This is a genomic window from Bacteroidia bacterium (genome assembly GCA_041391665.1).
Taxonomy (GTDB): Bacteria; Bacteroidota; Bacteroidia; order J057; family J057; genus JAGQVA01.
Genome location: JAWKNO010000002.1, coordinates 329,854 through 351,690, shown reverse-complemented (window position 1 = coordinate 351,690; position 21,837 = coordinate 329,854). Strand labels below are relative to the sequence as shown.

The 21,837-nt window shown below is 45.8% G+C and carries 15 protein-coding genes; 3 read left to right on the top strand and 12 right to left on the bottom strand.

Translation table 11 applies throughout. The annotated features are described in order from the left end of the window. The first annotated feature begins 51 nt into the window (after positions 1–51). Entirely contained in the window at positions 52–1,404 is a 1,353-nt protein-coding gene (locus R3D00_13110; protein ID MEZ4774116.1) for a hypothetical protein, read from the top strand. 69 nt (positions 1,405–1,473) lie between these two features. Here R3D00_13110 and R3D00_13105 read toward each other — a convergent pair whose 3' ends face one another. The 5 genes from R3D00_13105 to R3D00_13085 all read right to left on the bottom strand — a co-directional run bounded on the left by R3D00_13105 (position 1,474) and on the right by R3D00_13085 (position 9,595). Further along, positions 1,474–2,073 carry a T9SS type A sorting domain-containing protein gene (locus R3D00_13105; protein ID MEZ4774115.1) on the bottom strand — a complete coding sequence of 200 codons (600 nt, stop codon included), beginning with the start codon at positions 2,071–2,073 and terminating at the stop codon, positions 1,474–1,476. 385 nt (positions 2,074–2,458) lie between these two features. Continuing rightward, positions 2,459–3,544 carry an adenylate/guanylate cyclase domain-containing protein gene (locus tag R3D00_13100; protein ID MEZ4774114.1) on the bottom strand — a complete coding sequence of 362 codons (1,086 nt, stop codon included), beginning with the start codon at positions 3,542–3,544 and terminating at the stop codon, positions 2,459–2,461. Positions 3,545–3,569: 25 nt separating this feature from the next. Beyond that, positions 3,570–4,607, bottom strand: a complete 1,038-nt coding sequence (locus R3D00_13095; protein ID MEZ4774113.1) for a histidine kinase — start codon at positions 4,605–4,607, stop codon at positions 3,570–3,572. Between the two features lie 12 nt (positions 4,608–4,619). Further along, positions 4,620–8,096 carry an ATP-binding protein gene (locus R3D00_13090; protein ID MEZ4774112.1) on the bottom strand — a complete coding sequence of 1,159 codons (3,477 nt, stop codon included), beginning with the start codon at positions 8,094–8,096 and terminating at the stop codon, positions 4,620–4,622. Positions 8,097–8,164: 68 nt separating this feature from the next. Further along, complete coding sequence (locus R3D00_13085) at positions 8,165–9,595, bottom strand: amidohydrolase (GenBank protein ID MEZ4774111.1); 1,431 nt, start codon at positions 9,593–9,595, stop codon at positions 8,165–8,167. Positions 9,596–9,697: 102 nt separating this feature from the next. Here R3D00_13085 and R3D00_13080 point away from each other — a divergent pair, with 102 nt between their 5' ends. After that, positions 9,698–10,528, top strand: coding sequence for a nuclear transport factor 2 family protein (locus R3D00_13080; GenBank protein ID MEZ4774110.1), 831 nt, complete (start codon positions 9,698–9,700; stop codon positions 10,526–10,528). A 14-nt stretch (positions 10,529–10,542) separates the two neighbouring features. Here the strand turns inward: R3D00_13080 and R3D00_13075 are convergent, their stop codons facing one another. The 5 genes from R3D00_13075 to R3D00_13055 form a co-directional block, all read right to left on the bottom strand. After that, entirely contained in the window at positions 10,543–11,451 is a 909-nt protein-coding gene (locus tag R3D00_13075; protein ID MEZ4774109.1) for an SDR family oxidoreductase, read from the bottom strand. A 7-nt stretch (positions 11,452–11,458) separates the two neighbouring features. Further along, a complete protein-coding gene (locus R3D00_13070) occupies positions 11,459–12,673 on the bottom strand; it encodes a hypothetical protein (protein ID MEZ4774108.1) in 1,215 nt (404 codons plus the stop codon). A gap of 62 nt (positions 12,674–12,735) precedes the next feature. Then, on the bottom strand, positions 12,736–14,028 hold the full coding sequence (locus tag R3D00_13065) for an alpha-hydroxy-acid oxidizing protein (protein ID MEZ4774107.1): 1,293 nt from the start codon (positions 14,026–14,028) through the stop codon (positions 12,736–12,738). Positions 14,029–14,175: 147 nt separating this feature from the next. Further along, positions 14,176–15,399, bottom strand: coding sequence for an ATP-dependent Clp protease ATP-binding subunit ClpX (gene clpX, locus R3D00_13060; protein ID MEZ4774106.1), 1,224 nt, complete (start codon positions 15,397–15,399; stop codon positions 14,176–14,178). Further along, a complete protein-coding gene (locus R3D00_13055) occupies positions 15,399–16,112 on the bottom strand; it encodes an ATP-dependent Clp protease proteolytic subunit (GenBank protein ID MEZ4774105.1) in 714 nt (237 codons plus the stop codon). The genes clpX and R3D00_13055 overlap by 1 nt, the downstream gene beginning before the upstream one ends. A 120-nt stretch (positions 16,113–16,232) precedes the next feature. Between R3D00_13055 and R3D00_13050 the strand changes: the two genes are divergently transcribed. Beyond that, a complete protein-coding gene (locus R3D00_13050; protein ID MEZ4774104.1) occupies positions 16,233–19,388 on the top strand; it encodes a S8 family serine peptidase in 3,156 nt (1,051 codons plus the stop codon). 54 nt (positions 19,389–19,442) lie between these two features. Here R3D00_13050 and R3D00_13045 read toward each other — a convergent pair whose 3' ends face one another. Together R3D00_13045 and R3D00_13040 are read right to left on the bottom strand one after the other, a co-directional pair. After that, positions 19,443–20,570: an ATP-binding protein gene (locus R3D00_13045; GenBank protein ID MEZ4774103.1), complete on the bottom strand. Its 1,128-nt coding sequence runs from the start codon at positions 20,568–20,570 to the stop codon at positions 19,443–19,445. An 87-nt stretch (positions 20,571–20,657) separates the two neighbouring features. After that, the gene (locus tag R3D00_13040) at positions 20,658–21,818 is read right to left on the bottom strand and encodes an ATP-binding protein (protein ID MEZ4774102.1); all 1,161 of its coding nucleotides are present in this window, start codon (positions 21,816–21,818) and stop codon (positions 20,658–20,660) included. Positions 21,819–21,837 lie beyond the last annotated feature (19 nt).

Genomic DNA, 21,837 nt, shown 5'->3' with positions numbered 1-21,837 from the left:
TCCTTTCCTGAAAAATCCATTATGGAAAGAAACTAATTAAATTCCCACATTATGAAATACCTTCTGGTTATTGCTGTCATTTTTTTAAGTTTTATATCCCCTGCATCAGCGCAACAGAGAATCACTCTCAAAGAAGCACTCACCCGAAAACTGGTCCAAATCCGTATCAAGGGAAACGGCGGGTATCAGGGACAATGTATCAAACTCGCCATTAAAAATGATACCGACCAGGTGCTGTCACTGGAAGTTCCTCCCGGACAAATGTTTCCCAGTGAAGATTCTTCCGTGCAGGATCTCATCACGACTGCCCCTTTGTATGTTGCCCTGGAACCACGGGGCGTAAAAAATGCAGATCTGTTTACGATGTGCACCCAGTCTTACAACATGGTACCATCTGAGGGAGAGCGATTTAGTTTTGGCCCCATGGCAGAAGGGTTTTTACTAGCGTTGGCGGAAAAAATTGCCAAAGGCAATTATCAGAACAGCACCGCACAATCGGCCGTATGGGCAGTAGCCAACCGCAACCCTATTTCAGATATTTATGGTGCAGATACAGCGATGGTGCGCGATGTAGCCACAGTTGTGAGTGAAGCATGGGGAATACCCGTATCACAGTTTGACCTGCAGCCAAGAGCGCACCATATTACTTCCATTAATACAAGCATCGAAGGACTGGTCAACAAACATATCCGGGAGGCAAAGCTGGCCATTTACGATAAAGAAGGGAATATTGTACGTCAGTATTTTGAGGGAAAACATTTTGAACCAGGTTTTATGCAATACCGAATCGGCGTCAACCACACCTTGGGAGATTCTGCCGAATTGTACCTACGGCTCACCGACGGAGAAGAAGTAATAATGGAAAGACAGGTATTTGCGGGAGACGAAATCACACCCTTGAAAAGGGTACATGCGCAGGCTGTGATGACTTTTCTGGTGAAAGAAAACGGCGATGCAAGTGTGGGCATCTATGACAGTGATGACCAGCTATATTTTTATATTGTCGAAAGCAGATCCATCAGGGAAGGGTTTAACAGAGGCACCTATATAGCAGGCAAATATTTGCCAGCTGGTAAAGATTATTTCATCAAGGTAAAAATGAATGGAGAAACCCTTGCTCAGGAGAAAATAAACCCAGATGCACCCGAACCAGTCATTTATCCATCCAGAACAGTTTCAGGGGTATTTTCATTTAAACAGGAGACAGCAGTAAGTGATGTCAGGCTTGCCATTTATGACAGTGAGGGTCGTGTAAAAAGGCTCCTTTTTGATATTCACCAAATGAACCCGGGAAACAAGCAGTATAATTATCGTTTTGAGCACAGAGATGGCCCCGATGCAATATTTTATGTAAGGTTAGTAGATGCTTCGGGAAGGGTATTACAAGAAAAGATTGTAAAATAGGAAAACCCCCGAAAAACAAAATTCTCCAGGGGGTTGCATTAGTATGTAGATAAAGAGTTGCCTAAGGAATTAAATTTTGATCACCCGTCGGGTATGGACTTCTCCTCCTACGATTACCTGGAGGAAGTACAATCCGGCGGGAAGATCACTGACAATGATTTTGTCTTTGATCCGGAGATCAACGGGTTGCTTATTTATTTTATTAAACAGCATGGAACCGGTGTAGTCAAACAGTCGAATCTCATAACCGGTTAGAAAAGGAAGAGCATATTCCAGGTTGATAATATCGGTTACCGCACTGGGATATGTATAATATTCGCGGTTTTCAGGGATATAGATGGTGATTTTATCTGAGTATATAACGCTATCGTCTTCACGGACTTCCTTAATGCGGTAGGTTACCGTTGTATTACGAACTGGATTCATATCAACAAAGGAGAACATACGGGCAGGCCGGCTGGCATGATAGTTCACACCTCCGATTACCTCAAATGGCTGCAGGCCGACCTGCCTTTCTACAATAAAGTAGTCAGGCGTCTCTCCATCTGTCAGCCCCCAATCAATACGGACTTCTTCCTGATCTACAATAGCTTCCAGATAGGTAAAAATTCCTGTTGGCGGAAAGTGATTTTTAACATTTTGCGGTACCCCCCCCGCAATGTCATTCATAGTTGAAAGACATATAAAGAGCGATATAACCAGATACAAATGTTTCATGATTTTCTGATTATCTAAATGATTCCTGAATTAAAAGTGCAAGAGTAATATAAACAAGAGCTTTCGGTCTTCGATCAAATCCCAAACTACGGCTCTAAGTTACGACTAAAAGCATAGCAACTATTCCGTATGTAATATTTCAGCAAAAAATGCATAATTTTTGAATGATTGGGTTCGGCATTAACCCAAATATGTACAATTTCATTAAAATTTCATCAAAACTGCCCACTGTTTTCAGTTTGCGAATACACGTAAGAAATCACCCTTTCTGTGGAGTTATTTCATTTTTTAGTAATGATTTGCGCGTTTCCTTACAATTTCCTACGTGGATAAGGCTCTATCGGCGGCCGGTTACCTGATAGACCTGAATCTTTTCCCGCTTCCCTTTCACCTCAATGGGATCCCATGCATCGGCCTGAATCAGCGATTTCACTTTGACATAAATACTTTCACTTATCAGAATCGTGTTGGGCGCATCTTTGGTAAGGGTTTCTATGCGTTTGCCGGTATTGACGGTATCACCGGTTACAGAATAAGAAATCTTATCTTCAGACCCCAGGTTTCCGGCTACTACCTCCCCACTGTTGATACCAATTCCCATTTCAATCTCCCTTCCCATTTTTTCCCGGTACCGGCCATTCAATTCCTCCAGCTTTTTCATCATGTCGAGGGCGCATAAAACAGCCCGCTGTTCAAAATTGGGCGTACTGATCGGCGTTCCGAATGCGGCAAAAATTTCATCTCCCACAAACTGATTGACTGTTCCTTCATGGCGTTTGATGACCGCAGACATGATCGCATAATAATCGTTGAGAAACGCCACAACCTCTTTGGGCGACAGCTCCTCGCTCATGTTGGTAAACCCACGGATATCACAAAAAAGTACCGCAATTTCTTTCAGCTCGCCTTCAAAAATAGAATCAGTCGTATTGCTGAGTGCTTTTTCCACAACGGATTCGGGAACATATTTCATAAAAAGCTTCAGGGTTCGCTCCTGTTCCTCCACCTTTGCCTTGAGTTCGTGTACCAACCGTTTATTATTTTCCTGAAGTTCATGCAACTGGCGGGCATTTTCGATGGTCATCCGCAGTTCATTTTCATCCCATGGTTTGGTTATATACCGGAAAATACGCCCGTTGTTGATCACAGAAATGATGGCCTCCATGTCAGTGAAACCCGTAAGTACAATTCTCACGCACTCCGGATACTCTGGAATCGTTTTTTCCAGAAACTGCACCCCCGTCATCCCCGGCATCCGCTCATCAGTGATGATGAGATGGACTTTGTTTTTACGCAGCATCTCCAGCCCTTCCTCTCCACTGGAAGCTGTGAAAATCGTATATTCCCGCCGAAATGTCGCCCGGAAGGAAATCAGATTCTGGGGTTCATCATCTACATACAGGATAGAGAAATTTTTGTCCATGACGTTAAATTAACAATTTCTCCATTCAACCATCAACTCTCTCCGGGTCTGAAGGGCGAAGAATTGGCACCTTTGCATAATAATACCCATTTTCGACGCCAAATGAAGGTTTTTCGTCTGTAAAAAATGCATACCGGGCTTTCAAATTTTCAACTCCCACACCAGTTGACTCGACATTTTCCGTCCTTTTCTGATAGTTATTTTTCACCACAAAAAAACGATCTTCCTCTGTATATAATTCGATAGTCAGGGGTTGTTCACCAGAGATGATATTGTGTTTGATCGAATTTTCCACCAGCATCTGGATCGTCATGGGAGGAATGAGGTATGACCACAGAGATTCGCTCACCTGAGTGTACATCCTCAGGTTATTTCCAAAGCGGATCTGCTGTAGAAAAAAATAGTTTTTGATAATATTTAACTCATCTTCCAGCAACACGAGATTTTCACCCCGAAAATCGAGTACATACCGGTACACACGGGTAAGTTTGGAAATAAAATCTTCTGCCAGATCGGGATCATCGTGGACCAGCGAACTAAGCGCATTGAGGCAGTTAAAGAGGAAATGAGGGTTTACCTGATTTTTGAGTGTCTCAAATCGTGAAAGGATATTTTCCTTCTCCTGGCGTTCGGCCTGAAGCAGAAGGTTTTGTTTTTCTTCGTGCAGACCTTTGTTTTCAGTTTTCAGCCGGAAGGCATCGAGCGCATTGTCTATGATAAGTTTTAGTTCCTGCTGCTTCCAGGGTTTGGGGATATAATAATATACTTTCCCTTTATTGATCGCCTGTACAATCGCCTCCAAATCGCTGTAACCAGTCATCACCATTCGTATAGGATCAGGGAATTCGGGAAGAATCTTTTCAAAAAGCTCTACGCCCGTCATCTGCGGCATACGCTGGTCACTGATAATCAGAGATACCGGTTGCTGGCGCAGCAACTGAATCGCCTCCTCTCCACTCTGTGCAGTCATCACCTCATAATATCGCCTGAAAGAGGCTTTAAATGATACCAGATTCTGGTATTCATCATCGACATACAGAATTGTAGGTTTCCGTTCTTCCATCAGGTTTTGGGGTTATATCTTTACCACCTGCTGCTTAAAGGGTAAAATTATCACAAATTCTGTTCCTTCTCCGGGAGTACTATTAACCTGAATGGTTCCTTTATGGTTTTCGATAATGCCAAAAGTAATCGAAAGCCCAAGCCCTGTGCCTTCACCCACATCTTTTGTGGTAAAAAACGGATCAAAAATACGGGATTTTACTTCAGGTGTCATCCCCGGCCCGTCATCTTTGATACGAATGCGAAGACAGCCTCCCGATTCCGGATTACAACCTTCCACCAGTTCGGTCGTGATTGCAATTACCCCTGCTTCCACCGGTAGATCCCGGGCATTTTTTCCCGCCTTTTCTTCTATTGCCTGGATAGAGTTGGTAAAAATATTCATAAATACCTGGTTCAATTTTCCAGGCATACATTCTACTACAGGCAGATCTGAATAATGTCGCTCTATACGTATCCGATCTTTCAACTTATTACTGAGCAAAGTCAGTGTGGCATCTATTCCCAGGTGAATGTCCACATGTTTGAAGGTGTTGAGATCTCCCCTGGCAAATATTTTCAGCCCATCGACAATCTCTTTGGTTCTGACGGCGCCTTCTTCGATACCTCCGAGCAGCAATTCCATTTCTTCAAACAAAAATTCTGCGTCAATCTCTTCACAGTATGCTTTCATTTGGGCAAACTGTTCTTCTACATCGCCTTTCATATCGATATTCCGGATCATCCTGAAAATCACCTTAATTTCTTCAAAATCTTTTTTCAGTGGGCTTACATTGCCTTTGACAAAATTGATTGGATTATTGATTTCATGGGCAATGCCGGCGGTAAGCTGACCAAGCGAGGCCATTTTTTCGGATTCGACCAATTGCGACTGGGTTTCTTTGAGTTGGGTAAGTGTATTTTCGAGCGCCTCATTTTTTTCTTCCAACAGATCATGTTGAGCGGCAATTTCCTCTTTCCTACGCTTGAGCGCCACGGTTTTTTTCACGATTTCTTTATGTTGTTCCCAGATTTCAGCCGTGCGTTCAAATACCAACCTTTCAAGGTTTTCATTCTGAATATGAAGTCGCCGGGTATTGAGTTTTATTGTGCCGTAAATCAAAATTCCCACCAGACAGGCATAACCTAAAAAGGCCCATATTGTGCGATACCAGGGCGGGGAGATTTCGAAATGATAGACGGCCGGGCTGCTGATGTCTCCGTAAATATTTTTTGCACGCACGAGGAATTCGTATTCACCCGGAGGGAGGGAATTATACTCTTTGCGCGTTTCGGCAGTCCATCCCCCCCAGTCGCTGTCCCAGTTTTTGAGCTGATAACTATACAGGATGGTAGATTCTTCCTGATACCAGGGGCTTGTATATTGAAAGACAATAGAATTGTGTTTGTAATTGAGCAACGGGATCCGGGCCAGTCCGGGGTTTCGCGTTTTTAAGGAATCTCTGAATTTATTGACGATAGAATTAAATGCCCCAAAATACAAAACGGAGTCTTTGGCAATAGAAACCTGTCGGATAAGCGGCAGGAAATGGTTCCCTTCCGGCATTTCCCTGCCGGTATCATACACATACAATCCCTCCTGCGTCCCGATCCATGTGAGGCCGGATGGTTCAGGATAAATATTTCCCCAAATCTCGGTATTGGAAAGCCCCTTAAGCGTTGAGGTATCACGCAACCAGCTGCCATCCGTCTGAGGATGAAGCACTTCCAGCCAACGGCGGGGCTTAGCTTGTCTTTCTACCCATACATTGCCCTCGTGATCCTCCTGAAACCGGATCACAGCCCCTTCTTCCGGGTTGAGTTGAAGCCGGGTATCAGGATAAAACTGCTGCGTTTTCTCGTCAAAAAAGTATAATCCACGGGAGGTTGAAAATACAAGTTCATCCCCCAGATGGTAAATTTTCAATACGGGAGGAAGGGCATTGGAGGTGTCATCTATAGGAATAATCCGGGATTGGGAGAAATCGTTTTTCACAGGAAATTCTACCCGGTACAATGCCCCCTGCCCCAGCATATCGACCAGCCAGAGATTCCCTTCATGGTCCTCCGCCATACTTTTATAACGGCCGGTAAGCCCTTCAATCTGACGCACAGGCTGCCAGCGCCCCTGGCTAAACTCCATGATTTGTACGCCTGCCGTACCAGATATATTATAAAGCCTCTCCGGATGCCAGGGAGATTGGTAGGAGTTGGAAAGCCTGATACCCGGATCTATCGGGATTGCCCGGTTTTCCCTGATTTCGTACACACCTTTTACCGTTGCTACCAATAACTTTTCGTCTGCTCTCCCCCCCGGAAGATTTACCGGATAGGTGATCAGCTTCCATGATTCGACGTCGATATTTTCGACCGGAAAAAACCGCCCGTTTTTCAGATAGAATACCCCCAGTGGCGTAGATGCATACAATATGCCTTTATGTCTGACAGTAGAAAAAACCAAACCCTGCAGCCCGTTGTCTTCATTCCAATGGGATAGCGGGCTGGCAATTTCCACCCGTGAAATTCCCCTTGAAAGAGCCAGCCACAGCGACTTATCACGGTCCTGAAACCCTCCCAACACGAGATTATCCTGAAGCCCGGCTGTTTCGTCGAGATAACGCACCAACCGCCCTTGGCTATCAATCACTAATCCGCCATCCTTGACGGTGCCTATAAAAAAATTTCCATCTTCAAGCGCAATCAGGATCGTAAACAAATTGGCAGAAACAACCTCATCGACCTCTGTACGAAACGGCGTAAGCTTTACCACGCCATCTACAAAGGAGAGAATGAAAAAACCATTTTGAAAGGTGCGGACCAAAATCTTGTGGTCAGCAAATGGAACCATCGCCATTACCGACATAGCAGCCATCGACTGACCACCCGGCATGGCCCGAAATTCTTTCCCGGTCCATTCTACCAAACCCAGCTGGTCTGAAATTCCCAGCAACTTATTCTCCAGTCTGAATATGCTTTTCACGCCTGCTTCCACGGCGTGATGGCTGGTGCGAAGATGTCCGTTTTCCCAAAAAAACAACCGACCGGTATCCGTCGAACGAAAAACAGCACCGGAAGGCAGGCCCACAACGCTGATGATGTCGGTGATGCTCATTTCAGGATTTTCCAGACGGCTTTTGAGGGAATAATATCGCAATGTCCCCATCGAATCTGGCGCCAGATAACCAAATTCGCCCAACGCACCGGCATAAATCGTACCAGCATCATCTGCTGCCAGAGATCTTACCATGGTATGATTGTCAACCGGAATCAGCCGCCAGGAAGTACCATCATATTCGAGGATTCCGCGATAATTGCCAAAATACATGATCCCCCGTGAATCCTGGGCAACTGTATAATTGGTAGAACTCGCCTGATACTCTCTGGATTTATAATTGCGGATATAGGGTGCGCCCTGATCCTGGGTATAAGCCGCAGGTAAATCTGCCTGCCAGATCAGGAATACTAACAAAAACCGAAGCGAAAATAATGATATAAGAAAACGTCTGTTCATTTGCTGGTGGCGTCTGTAGAGTATTATACGGAACCAAACCCGATTGGATAAATAACCCGATTGTGCGATCATTCAACCATTTCCTTTTGGATTTCAGAAGTAATCCGGCTGAAGTTGGCTAACACTTCGGCTTCATCTATTGTAAGTAGTTGGCGGTTTTCCATTACGATTTTACCGTCAACGATAACGGTTTCTACATCTGCCGCATCTGTACTATATACAAGCAGAGAAAAAATATCATATTGCGGCTGGTTATGGGGTTCTTTCAAATCGACAATAATCAGATCCGCCTGTTTACCCGCTTTGAGAGAACCAATTTTATTATCCAGCCCCAATATTTTTGCGCCATCAATCGTCGCCATTTTAATGACTGCTTTGGGATTCATGGCTGTAGGGTCATTCAAAAAAACCTTTTGAAGAAGGGAGGTTGTATTCATCTCTTCCCAGAGATTGAGATCATTATTACTGGCGACGCCATCTGTACCGAGACCAACGGCCAACCCGGCTTTTAACATAGCAGGAACCGGCGCCACGCCCGAAGCAAGTTTCATATTGCTTTGCGGATTATGGGAAACCCCAACTCCTTTGGATGCAAGAATAGCGATATCTTTTTCAGAGACCTGCACACAATGTGCGGCATTCACATCAGGCCCCAGAAAGCCAATTTGATCCAGATATTCGACAGGAGACTGATTGCGGAGGGTTTTCATATCTGAAACTTCCTTACGGGTTTCAGAAAGGTGGATCATAAGTCTTACATCCAGACTGTCTGCAAAATGCCTGCATTTACGGAGCAGCGTTTCCGAACAGGTATAAGGAGAATGAGGGGCAATCGCAACCGAAATCAACGGGTCGTTTTCCCACTTTCTGATAAGTTCCACAGTATAGGCAAGCGCCTTGTCCGGGGAAGGATGGTCTGGCGTCGGGAAATCCAAAATACCTTCTCCAACTACGGCACGCATACCTGAGGATTTGGCAGCACGGGCGACTTCCTCCTCAAAAAAGTACATATCACAGAAGGTGGTAGTACCAGCCTGGATCATTTCTGCCACAGCCAGCAACGAGGCGGTATGAACAGTTTCTCCACGCACATACCGGGCTTCAGCCGGCCATATATGCTTTTCAAGCCATTCCTGAAGGGGAAGATCGTTAGCCAGACCCCGAAATAAAGTCATGGCTGCATGGGTATGGGTATTGATCAGGCCCGGCATGACTAACTGCCCCGTTGCATCGATAATTTTTTCGCCTGAATATTTTTGCCCCAGATCAGCCATTTTACCTAAATCAATAATCTTCCCATGGCGAACCGCCAGAAACCCCTCGTCGATGACCGGTCGAACGTCATCTGAAGTAATGATTGTGGCCCCTGTAATCAGAATATCTACCCTTTCGCCAGTTACCGACTCAGGTTTGGGGCCGCACGCAAAAATATTGAGAAAGAATAAAATAAAAACCAGGTGGGTAGAAGAATGCTTTTGATCCATAATGTAAGACTTCATACTGTCCGCTTCCAGGCAAAATATATCCCTAGTGTTGGTTAAGTTTCCGTTTTATGTATATTTGGTACCTGGCAATATAACATACCTCAAGATATAAAAACTATGAATCTGTTAACAAAATCTATGTTTTATCTGGTCATAATGGCTGCAACGCTTTTCCTCAAACCGATAACAACTGTAGCCCAATCAGATGCTGAAACACAGAAGCTGCTTGTAGCTCAGTTGAAAGCATTTGCTGAAGCCTATGTCAATTTGCCCAATTCTAAAAATAAGGCAAATGTCCTCAGGTATTTCAGCAAAGACGCCACTTCCAATATTTTTGTTTTTAATATCTCCGGTGTTTCTCGGGTATCAAATGGGGATTATAATGGCTTTGAAGCATATCTCGACAATCTGCTCCGCACACCGGGAATTATGCTCTCCTATGATATTGGAAATCAGGTGGACGTAGAGGTTAATGGTACCGTAGCAACACTGGTTTATCGTGTCAACTATGAAACAAAAATCCCCGACGGAATCTGGGTAAAAGGCAAAGAACTGGTAACTATGGCACTGGAAAAGAAAGGTACAGAATGGAAAATTGTTCACTATACCTTCATGCAGGTAGAAGATGAAAAACTTAAAGGTACCTGTCTGTGTGAACTCTTTACTGCTGAAGGTGAAGATGGCGAAGTCGTTGCAAAAACAACCGTCCCGAGTGGCCGTAGCTATACCACGAAGTTTGACAATCTGGAATTCCGCACCACTGGCTCTGATCAGATGATCAAAGTACAGGACAATTACTTCAGACGTGCTGGCACAGGTAAACTGTTGATGGTCAAAGACGGAGAAGAAGTTGAAGTTGGTATTTCAAACAGCAAACGTGAAACCGTTCTGCTTGTCATTCAGGCGCTCTATAAAGACAGCTGTGCCCGCCTGAAAACCAAAAACTAAAACTATAAAATATATTACAGGGACTTCATCTGTTGATCCAGCAGGTGAAGTCCCTGTTCAAATGAATGAGGGTTGTAAGCCAGCTCAGTCTGAGCTTTTAGAATGATAAACCCTGTTTTGGGAGGTCTTTTGGCCTTTTGGTTGAGTGATTCGCTGCTTACCTCCGTAATCAACGATTTATCCAGCTTCCAGAAGTCTGCCACCCGATACACCAGTTCATGCATAGGCATCATCTCCGCCCCGGAGACATGGTATAATCCCCCCGCATTTCGCATTACAGCGGTTACGCTCGCCGACGCCAGGTCTTCAGCCAACGTAGGGCAACGAAACTGGTCGTTGACAACTCGTATTGGCATTTCTTCTTCCAAAGACTTTTTTGCCCAGAGGACGATATTCGTACGCGACATTCCCGGCGTGATCCCATACAACAACATGGTGCGGAGAATGGCATAAGGTATGCCACTTTCCAGAATCAGATGCTCCGCCAGAAGTTTGGACTGCCCATAGTAGTTTACCGGCCCGGTTGCATCTTTTTCTTTATAAGGCCCTGCATCTCCCGGGAATACAAAATCAGTGGAAATGTGTACCATCCGTGTGCCGTATTCGCGGCAGAGATTTACCAAATTTTCAACAGCGCCGACATTTACCGAATCGCACAACGTGCGATTGTCTTCACATTGATCCACATTCGTAATAGCAGCTGTATGGATAATATGAGTGGGGCGAAAATCATGAAAAACTTCCTTCCATCGGTCAAAATCCAGCAAATCAACGGATTCATACTCATACCCTTCGCGGAGCGGATGGCGGTTTATTCCAATTGAAGTTGCCATCAGGCTTACATTCAAACGATCTGCGAGCAAAGGAACAATCTTCTGTCCCAGAAGGCCATTGCTTCCGGTTAAAATAATACGTTTCTGCATAAAGGAATCAATCTGCTGAGGGTCCGAGCTGATAGAGTTTTCCGCCCTTAAAGCTGGCAAAAATCATCTGCGCCTGGGGAAATTCTTTTTCGATTTTTTCAAGTGCTGCGGTGGCTTTATCGCTGTCTTCATAAAACCGATAGACAATGGCGTAGTAGTCTTTTCCATCACCTCTTCGGATCTGGAGGTGATGCGGGATATCCTGCCCTTTCCGCAAGTGTGAAAACACAAGTCTTTTTGCCATATCCTCGTCGGTAACCCACTCGGTTACAATCACATAGATATTTTCCGGGTGAGCAGTCATTTCACTCATATTTTCCAGAATCTTCGCTGCGACTTTGGCGTAGGGAGAGGATTTACTGCTCTCCGCAAAATTTTCCAATGTAGTGGTTTCCGACGCATAGGGGTACGTTTCCACATTTACGCCGCCCACCAATGCCATTGCCGAATTGTCCTGCCGGGCGGTTCCGGGAGGAATAACCATATGGATATCCGTAAAATTTTCGACAGCCTGCTGAAATCGTTCTTCTATTTTATCATAATAAGCATTCGGCTGAAGTTTAGTAAGCTTTTCGCCCGCTTCAACCATTTTTCGGTATGGCTCCATATTGACAAACGGATATTCCCCGCTGGCGGAATTGGCATCAGCCACCAAAAAATCAATATAAGCACGCAAGGCTTCAGAGCCTACTTCCGCCAGCTTGTCTTGCAGAAATGATTCAGGTCCAAGCCCCGTAAAAGTTCCTTCAGCACTGGTAATCTGAATCCCCAGCCGGGAAAGTTCATCGTACAAACCACCATCATCCGCGCTTCCGTCGGCATATCCATTCACCGCCGCAATCGCATCGTAAAGGGAAGATTCGAGCAGACTGTCGCGCATAGCAAAAATGGCCAGCAAATCTTTTTCTGTTCGGATTTCCTCCGTCTTTATCACTTTCTCTGCATAAATACTCATTTTTTGCAGTAATGCCGGGTCGGTATAAATGAGTTTGTATATAGCAGGAAAATATCGATCCAGCGAGAATCCCGCCATCCGCGCATTGGGTATGCCGCGGGTTCTCATTGAGTCAATGGCAGGCATTTCTTCTACAGCAATAGATTCTGCTTCCTCCGAAGAGGTATAAGAAGAAGACGAAGAATTGTCGCAACCAGCCAAAAACATCGCAGAAAGGAGGAACAGAATGAATCCAGGTTGCCGGTTTATTCTCAAAAAAATATTCATAAGGCTGAATTTTCAGTTTCGGGGCAGAATTTACAGACGAATTTTTTACCATACAATCGTATTTACCCCCCAACTCTGACAAGCGTACTATTGCGGATTTCTTCAAGTGTCGTACAACCAGCCAGTCCCATTGTTAACTCAAAATCTGCCCAAAAATTGCGAATCACTGCTTCAACTCCCTCCTTACCTGCAAGCGCCAGTCCATAAACATAAGGGCGACCGATGCAAACGGCATCTGCGCCCAGTGCGATGGCCTTAAACATATCTGCACCGCTTCGTACCCCGCTGTCAAGTAATACAGGAATCTTACCGCCGACTGCTGCCACAATACCCGGAAGCGCTTCTATTGTACTGATGGCCCCATCAACCTGTCTGCCGCCGTGGTTGGAAACAATGATTCCATCCATTCCCCTTTCCACCGCCATACGTGCATCATCGGGGTGTAGAATTCCCTTGAGGATAATGGGCAGACTGGTTTTTTGGCGGAGAAAATGGAGGTTTTCCCAGGTGAGAGACGGGCGGGAATAAATACTGATAAACTTTCTGACAGAAGCCAGCGGGATTCCGGAACGGAGATTTTCCATAAATTTTCCCGGGAAACTGCGCGTCAGCTCCATGAAAAGCGAAAGAGAAGACAAGGTAATTTTCCGGGGCGGGGTGGGTTCTGCCTCCGAATCCGTCACCAGTTTTCGAAACACAGGATCAGAAATATACTGGGCAATTCCTTTTCCGCTCAAAAAAGGCAGGTAAGCCAGATCCAGGTCATCCATTCGCCAACCCAGGATCGTGGTATCGAGCGTTACGACAATGGCACTACACCCCGCATTTTCTGCTCTTCTAACAAAACTTTCCACGAGGTCATCGGATTTACTCCAGTACAGTTGAAACCAGCGCGGGTTATTTCCCATCACAGCGGCAGATTTTTCCATGGCAACAGAGGCCTGACTGCTGAAAATAAAGGGAATGCCCACTTCCGCCGCAGCTTTTGCCACAGCCAGGTCAGCCTGAGGGTGAGCCAGTTCCAGCACACCTACCGGTGAAAGAAGGAGCGGAAACGGCAACGGTTCTCCCAATAAGGAAAGTGCGGTATTTCGCACAGACACATCTTTGAGCATACGGGGCACAATCCGCCATGTGTCAAAAGCACTGCGATTGGCAGCAACAGTAGCACCCGTACCCGCACCGCCAGCGACATAGGTAAAAGCTTCTCTGCTCATTTTTTTTGCGGCGGCAGATTCCAGCAGGGTGGTATTGACCGGGATCACGGGTTTAAAACCCGCTGCGCCATTGAGGTAAATTTCCCGCTGGCGGTTTAGCGCAGCAGATTGGTCGGAGGAGTAGTCTTTTTCTGGCATAAGTGTACGGAAGAAAAGAAAAAAAGCCTGGATACACAAGTGTATGCAGGCGCAAACAAAAATGTCGCACCCACGGGAGAGGTACGACATTTTCGTTTGTATGCCCATAAAAACAGGCCTTTTTTTTTCTTATAGAAAGGCGGAGGGTTAACCAGCCGCCCGGTAAGTCAAAAAGTTTGCTTCTGAGAGTTTCTCCGTGGCGAGATCCAGTGAAATATGATACTGAGTCTCTTCGCTGTCTGGCATGTCAAACATCACATCCAACATAATCGCCTCCAGAATGGAGCGAAGACCGCGGGCGCCAAGTTTCAGTTCTACTGCCCTTTTCACCACAGTTTCCAGAACTTCTTCATCGAAGGTAAGTTTTTTATCTTCGAGTTCGAACATCTTCTGGTACTGCCGGATGATGGAGTTTTTAGGCTCAGTGAGGATTCTTCGGAGGGTCTTGGCATCGAGCGGATCCAGATAGCTCAATACAGGGAGACGTCCGATGATTTCCGGAATCAGCCCAAAAGAGCGAAGGTCAGTAGGTTGAATAAACCGGTAGATATTGGTTCCTTCTTCCAGTTTCTTTGTGGATGCGCCATCAAAACCAATGGTTTTTACGGATATCCGGTTGGAGATAATCCGGTCGATCCCTTCAAAAGCACCGCCGCAAATAAACAGGATATTGGTGGTATCTATCTGAACCAGGTTTTGTTCCGGGTGTTTTCGGCCACCTTTTGGTGGAACATTGGCGATGGAACCTTCCAACAGCTTAAGCAAAGCCTGTTGCACACCTTCTCCGCTCACATCACGGGTGATCGAGGGGTTGTCCGATTTGCGGGAGATTTTATCAATCTCATCGATATAAACGATGCCCTTTTGAGCAGCTTCTACATCATAGTCCGCTTCCTGGAGCAGCCTTACCAGCACACTTTCGACATCTTCACCGACGTACCCGGCTTCTGTAAGCACCGTTGCATCGGCAATACAGAAAGGTACATTCAGCATTTTGGCGATGGTTCTTGCCAGCAGTGTTTTTCCGGTACCGGTCTGACCTACGAGCAGCACATTGCTTTTCTCGAGTTCCACTTCATCTTCATCCTTACCGGGGTGGAGAATGCGTTTGTAGTGGTTATAGACGGCAACCGAAAGCACTTTTTTAGCTGACTCCTGCCCAATGATATACTTATCGAGATGGGCGGTAATCTCGCTTGGCTTTGGAACCCGGGTGATGCGGGTAACGGGTTTTTCTTTAAATTCTTCTTCTATGATCGTATTCGCGTGCGCCACACAGTTTTCGCAAATATGGGCACCGCCATATCCAGCCAGCAGAATCTGGACTTCGCGTTTGGATCTACCACAGAAGGAGCAACTCTCACTTCTCATTATTTATCTTTTTTGCGGGTATTGAGAACCTCGTCCACGAGGCCGTATTCTTTTGCTTCAGCAGATGTCATCCAGTAATCTCTGTCAGAATCTTTCCATACTTTATCAAACTCCTGACCGGAATGGTGGGCGATGATTTCGTATAGTTCTTTTTTCAGGATCTGAATCTGGTTGTGTACAATTTCGATATCAGAAGCCTGGCCCTGTGCACCTCCCATTGGCTGGTGAATCATCACCCGTGAATGCGGAAGTCCGGATCTTTTACCGGCAGCCCCGGCACAAAGCAATACAGCAGCCATAGAAGCAGCAATACCGGTACAAATGGTAGCGACATCCGGGCTGATAATCTGCATAGTGTCATAAATACTCAAACCGGCATAAACAGATCCTCCCGGTGAATTGATATATATATTGACATCCTTACTGGCGTCGGCGGACTGGAGAAAGAGCAATTGGGCACTGACGATATTTGCAACCTGATCATTGATCGGCATGCCCAGGAAAATGATGCGATCCATCATCAGACGTGAAAAAACGTCCATTGCAATCACATTCAGCTGGCGCTCTTCAATAATGTTGGGGGTAAGACCGTAAACATTAGGAACAACGGAAGCGTTGATCTGATGATTGGATGCGCTGACATAGTCGTGCATAGTCAGACTGCTTATACCCACGTGTTTTGTGGCGTATTTCAGAAACTCGTTTTGATTCATATAATTGGCCATAGTTAAAAAGAGGTTAAATTTAATTATAATTTGTTTAAAACACCATATAGTTAGATTTAGTGACACTGTTGCGTGAAAAAAAATACTTTAATTTTCTAGCTTTAGCTCATGAACCTGAGAACCTTTCTACCCTTATTGCTCATCTCCTTGTTTGCCAGCCAGCAGATCACTGCTCAACCGGCTCTGTTGCCCGAATTAAAATACAGACCTTTTACTCTTCCGCCAGATACCCGATATGTGGAAGGGAAAGTGATTTTTAAGATTAAAAGCACGTACAAACATCTCTGCGAAGAAAAAATCATCCATATTCCCGGTATTGAACAAAAACTCAGCACCCTCAAAACCGAAGGCCTCGGGCTCGTTTTCCCCAATATCCTTCCTCCTGATACAGAAACCAACGCCTGGGGACAGAAACTAACGGATCTTTCTACGGTATATGAATTTTCTTATTCATCCCGATGGTCAATTGAGGATGCGGTCAACCTCCTGCTTGCAGATGATGCAGTAGAATACGCCGAACCATGGGTTATTTACGAGCCATTCTACATTCCCAACGATCCCTATTCTGATACAACCGGTTTTCTTTCGGGCATGTGGCACCATGAGCAGATCCAGGCACTTCAGGCCTGGGATATCCGGAAAGGCGACCGCAATATTGTCATCGCGACAGTAGATGCCGGTTTTAATTTGATTCACCCGGAACTTCAGGACAACATTTTTCTCAATCAGGACGACCCGATAGATGGCATAGACAATGACCTGGATGGCTATGTGGACAATTATCGCGGATGGGACTTTGCAGGTACTACTACAGGAAGTCCGGGAGATAACAATCCCTCTGCCGGCAATGTACACGGACATTGGGTACTGAGTACCTATGCAGCCACGGCGGACAACAACCTCGGCATTACAGGAACCGCATTCAACTGCTCCTTCATGCCGGTAAAAGCAGCCCCTGACGACTCGATAGGTAGTATTATATTTGGTTATCAGGGAATTGTCTATGCAGTAAATCAGGGAGCCGATATTATTAATGCGTCGTGGGGCGGTTCATTTAAAAGCAGATTTGGGGAAGATGTGATTCGTTATGCGACGATCAACCACGGGGTTGCCGTTATCGCTGCCGCAGGCAACAGCGGGCAGAATCAGCGATTTTACCCGGCGGGTTTCGACGAAGTAATATCCGTCGCCAATGTCGCCTTTGGGGATACCCTTTGCTGCCCTGATAATGAAGGCAACAGCACCTTTCATCATTCGGTGGATATTTCTGCGCCGGGATGGCGGATCATCAGCCTTGACGGAGACAACGGCTACCGAAACTGGAAAGGCACGTCTGCCTCCGCCCCAATTGTCTCTGCTGTAACAGGTATAACGCTGGCTGCTTTTCCTGACTTCACACCTTTTCAGGCTGCACAAAGGGTACGCATTACCGCCGACGATATCTACGCCTTTAATCCACAGTATCAGGACTATCTGGGCATCGGCAGAGTAAATATGCTGCGCGCTGTCAGCGACCCGCTGAAGCCGGGTGTACGGCAAACTTCCGTCACATTTACCGATTCAGATGGAGATGGTCAATTGAAACCAGGAGATACGATAACCGTGAAAGTCGATTTTCTGAATTACCTCCATGATGCAGCCAATCTGAACATTACCCTCACCTCCCCCACCGTTTTTGCAACTGTGCTTGACGGCAATTTCCATCAGGGAAAAGCAGATCGTTTGCAGGCATTTTCTTCAGGAGAGACATTCCACATTGTACTTTCCCCTGTGGTCCCCAACGATACGGAGGTTGAGCTGAGGCTCACCTATGAAGACCCAGTAACAGGTTATACCGATTTTGAATATATATCCCAAAGGGTCAATCAGTCATGGCTCAATATTACCCACAATCGCCTGCACACCACCATCAGCAGCAGGGGTGGATTTGGGTTTAATGATTTTATTTATCAGCAGGAAGGGCTGGGAGTTTCCTATAATATGTATGAAAACGTCTTGTTTGAAGGCGGATTTCTGGCCGGAAATTCGGTAACACAGGTGTCGGATCATATCAGAAATACCCAGGTCCGGGACAACGATTTTAATATTACCGAAGCGGTACACAGAGATTTTTCAGACCCTCGCGCAGATTTTGTTTATACTACTACTTTCACTGATAACCTGGCCGCTATTCCACTGGGAATCAGTATTACACATAAAACATTTGTATATAAAAATCCCCCTTATGATGACTTGGTCATCTTTCAGTATCTGATCAAAAATCAGGGAAATTCACCGGTTTCAGGGCTATACGCCGGACTGTTTGCTGACTGGGACATCAATATCGCCCCGCTGCCTGTTACGGGTTTACCTGGGACAAGAAATGCGGCGAATTATGACACCACCGAAAAAATGGTTTTTGCCTGGGATCTTGCGGGTAGCAGCAGCCATTATTACGCGATGAGCCTGCTTTCCTCCGGCAATTTCCGTGCTTATGCCACTACCAACCCCAATCCTGGTTTCCTGTTCAACGGCGTGGGCAAATATCAGGCACTCAAAAATATCCCTACCGAAGCCACAGCCTCTGCCGGCATTACCAATGGCGGGACCGATATCATGCAATTTATCTCTACCGGGCCATTTACCATTTCCAATGCACAGGTTGATACTGCGGCATTTGCCATCATTGCGGGGAATACCTATTCGGAAGTTCAGCTTTCCAATGCAGCTGCGCGAGAAGTTTATTATTGCCGGATTCTGGGAAAAGGTCCCGTAGCAGAATTTTCTATTTCAGATCCCACTGCACAACCGGGAACAGCCATACAGTTTGCAGATAATAACGCCCAGGCCACAAGCTGGGCCTGGGATTTTGGCGATGGTACTTCCTCCACCCTCTCAAATCCCCAACATACTTACTCACAGACCGGAGAATATATCATCACACTTACCGTAAGCGACGGGATTTGTACCATTTCCAGCACGCAGACCGTGACTATCAGCAACCAGGTTTCGGTGGACCCGACCGGTAGTGACAAGACCTGGCGTTTATACCCTAATCCCAATGGCGGTACATTCTCGCTGGAAGTAACTGACACGTACTCAGGAAAATACCAGGTGAAAATTACAGATTTGCGGGGTAAGGTATGTTTGGAACACACAGGGGTAAAATATCCCGGAGAAATGAGGGTTCAGCTAGATACCCAGCAGCAGTTGAGTAAGGGCATGTATTTTCTGCATTACACTTCGGGGAAATCGATATTTACGCTACAGTTTATGCGGGAGTGAAGCCTTTAATATTTGCCTTCACCGGGAATGGCAGCAGAAAGGTATCACCATGCCTTACAACAACGCCAGTCCTTTTCGCCAGGGCAGGAGGCGTCCGTGTTCCAACTCGGCCTCCATCTCTCCGGCATAAACCAGAAACTGGTTTTCCGGCTGGCTGCCTGCTATTTTTTGCCAGAGCTTTAACCCCGACGTGAGGCGGGAGTTGTAGGTCTGGCTGGATTTGATTTCAATGGCCTTCAGCTTCAGATCTTCTTCGATTAACAGATCAATTTCATTGCCGTGCTGATCCTGCCAGAACCAAAATACAGGCTGTCTGGCATAATTTGTTCGTTTTTTGTACAATTCTGAGATAATGGCGTTTTCAAATATATTTCCCGCAAAATGGTAGTTTTCCAGTTGATCTTCCGAAGTAAGACCCAGCAGAAAACAAAGCACCCCGGTATCGAAAAAGTAAATTTTAGGCGCTTTTGTGATGCGTTTATTAAAATTGACATGATAGGGATGCAGGAAAAACAGGAAATAGGAAGCTTCCAGCACCGAAAGCCAGGATTTGACAGTATTGACAGAAATGCCTGCATCCGTTGCAAGTGCAGACATATTGAGCGGCTGCCCTACCCGACCTGCACAAAGCTTTAAAAATCGGGCAAATTCCGTTAAGCTGCCAACGTTTTTCAGGGTGCGAACATCGCGCTCCAGATAGGTTTTAATATAATTGTTGAAAAAAATATTGTGAGGGGTATTCCTTTCATACAGTGCAGGAAATCCTCCTTTGAAAAGAAATTCTTTCAACGTTTGTTCCCCTGTTTGCTGGCGCTCCACGTAGGAAAACGGATACAAATTCAGAATGCCTACCCGTCCGGCAAGAGACTGGGTAATACTTTCCATCAGTAAAAAATTCTGTGAACATGATAAAAAAAATTGTTTCGTTTTGTCTTCATCTACGATACCCTGAAGATAAGAAAACAGGTGAGGAACCCGCTGTGCCTCATCTAAAATACCGCCATGAGGAAACCTGCCAAGAAATTTTTGCGGATCATCTACTGCAGTAAGCTGACTTTCGGGGTTCTCCAGATTTGCGTAAGGGAGATCGGGAAAGAGCCTTCGCAGCAAAGTCGTTTTGCCAGATTGACGCGGGCCGCCCAGGTAAATTACAGGAAACCATTGCCGGTGGCGAAGCAGCATATCGGTAACTTCCCTTTCTATGAATATTTTGAGTAAATTTTAAGTTCGACTGCAAAATTACTCAAAATATATGAAATATTTCAATAATTACAACAACGCCAGTCCTTTTCGCCAGGGCAGGAGGCGCCCGTGCTCCAGTTCGGCCTCCATCTCTCCGGCATAAACCAGAAACTGGTTTTCCGGCTGGCTGCCTGCTATTTTTTGCCAAAGCTTTAACCCCGACGTGAGGCGGGAGTTGTAGGTCTGGCTGGATTTGATTTCAATGGCCTTTAGCTTCAGGTCTTCTTCGATTAACAGATCAATTTCATTATTTTTCTGATCCTGCCAAAACCAGAACCATGGGCGTTTGCCAGCGTTAGTCCGTTTTTTATATAATTCAACAATGAGGGCATTTTCGATAATATTCCCAAAATTGTGGTGTATTTCCAACTGACGGGGAGAGGTAATGCCGAGGAGGTTGCAGAGCAAACCCGTATCAAAAAAATACAGCTTGGGAGACTTAATCAGGCGTTTGTTAAAGTTCTCAAAATAGGGTGGTAGCTTGAAAACAAGATATGATGCCTCCAGCACGGAAATCCATGCTTTGGCAGTATTGGGAGCTACTCCCGAATCTGTAGCTAGAGAATTCAGGTTGAGCGGCTGTCCGACCCGACCTGCACACAGGCGCATAAAATTGCCGAAGGAAGATATATCACCCACATTTTTGAGCATCCGGACATCCCGCTCAAGATAGGTTTGGATATAACTGTCAAAAAAGATTTCAGGCGGCACGGCTCTTTCACCATGTATCCCGGGAAAACCGCCCCGCCAGACAAATTCTTCCAAACGGGGCGAAGATTGCTGGGTTTCCAATTCGAAAATTGAAAGTGGGAGCAGATTTAGTATCCCAACTCTGCCCGCAAGTGATTGTGTGATGCTCTCCATAAGCAGAAAATTCTGAGAGCCGGACAAAACAAAACGCCGGTTTTTGTCTTCATCTACATAACCTTGCAGGTAATTAAACAAATGAGGTACCCGTTGCGCTTCATCCAAAATAGCACCTGCAGGAAAACCATTTAGAAATCGACGAGGGTCCTCCTCAGCCCTGCGGCGGGCATCAGCGTCTTCCAAATTTGCATAAGGTAAATCAGGCAGGAGATGACGCAACAGAGTAGTCTTCCCGCTTTGGCGTGGTCCCCCCAGATAAACCACTGGAAACCATCTCCGAAAATCCCGAATACATTGTGTTATTTGTCGTTCTATCAGCATACTTTTTAGTAAATCTGCA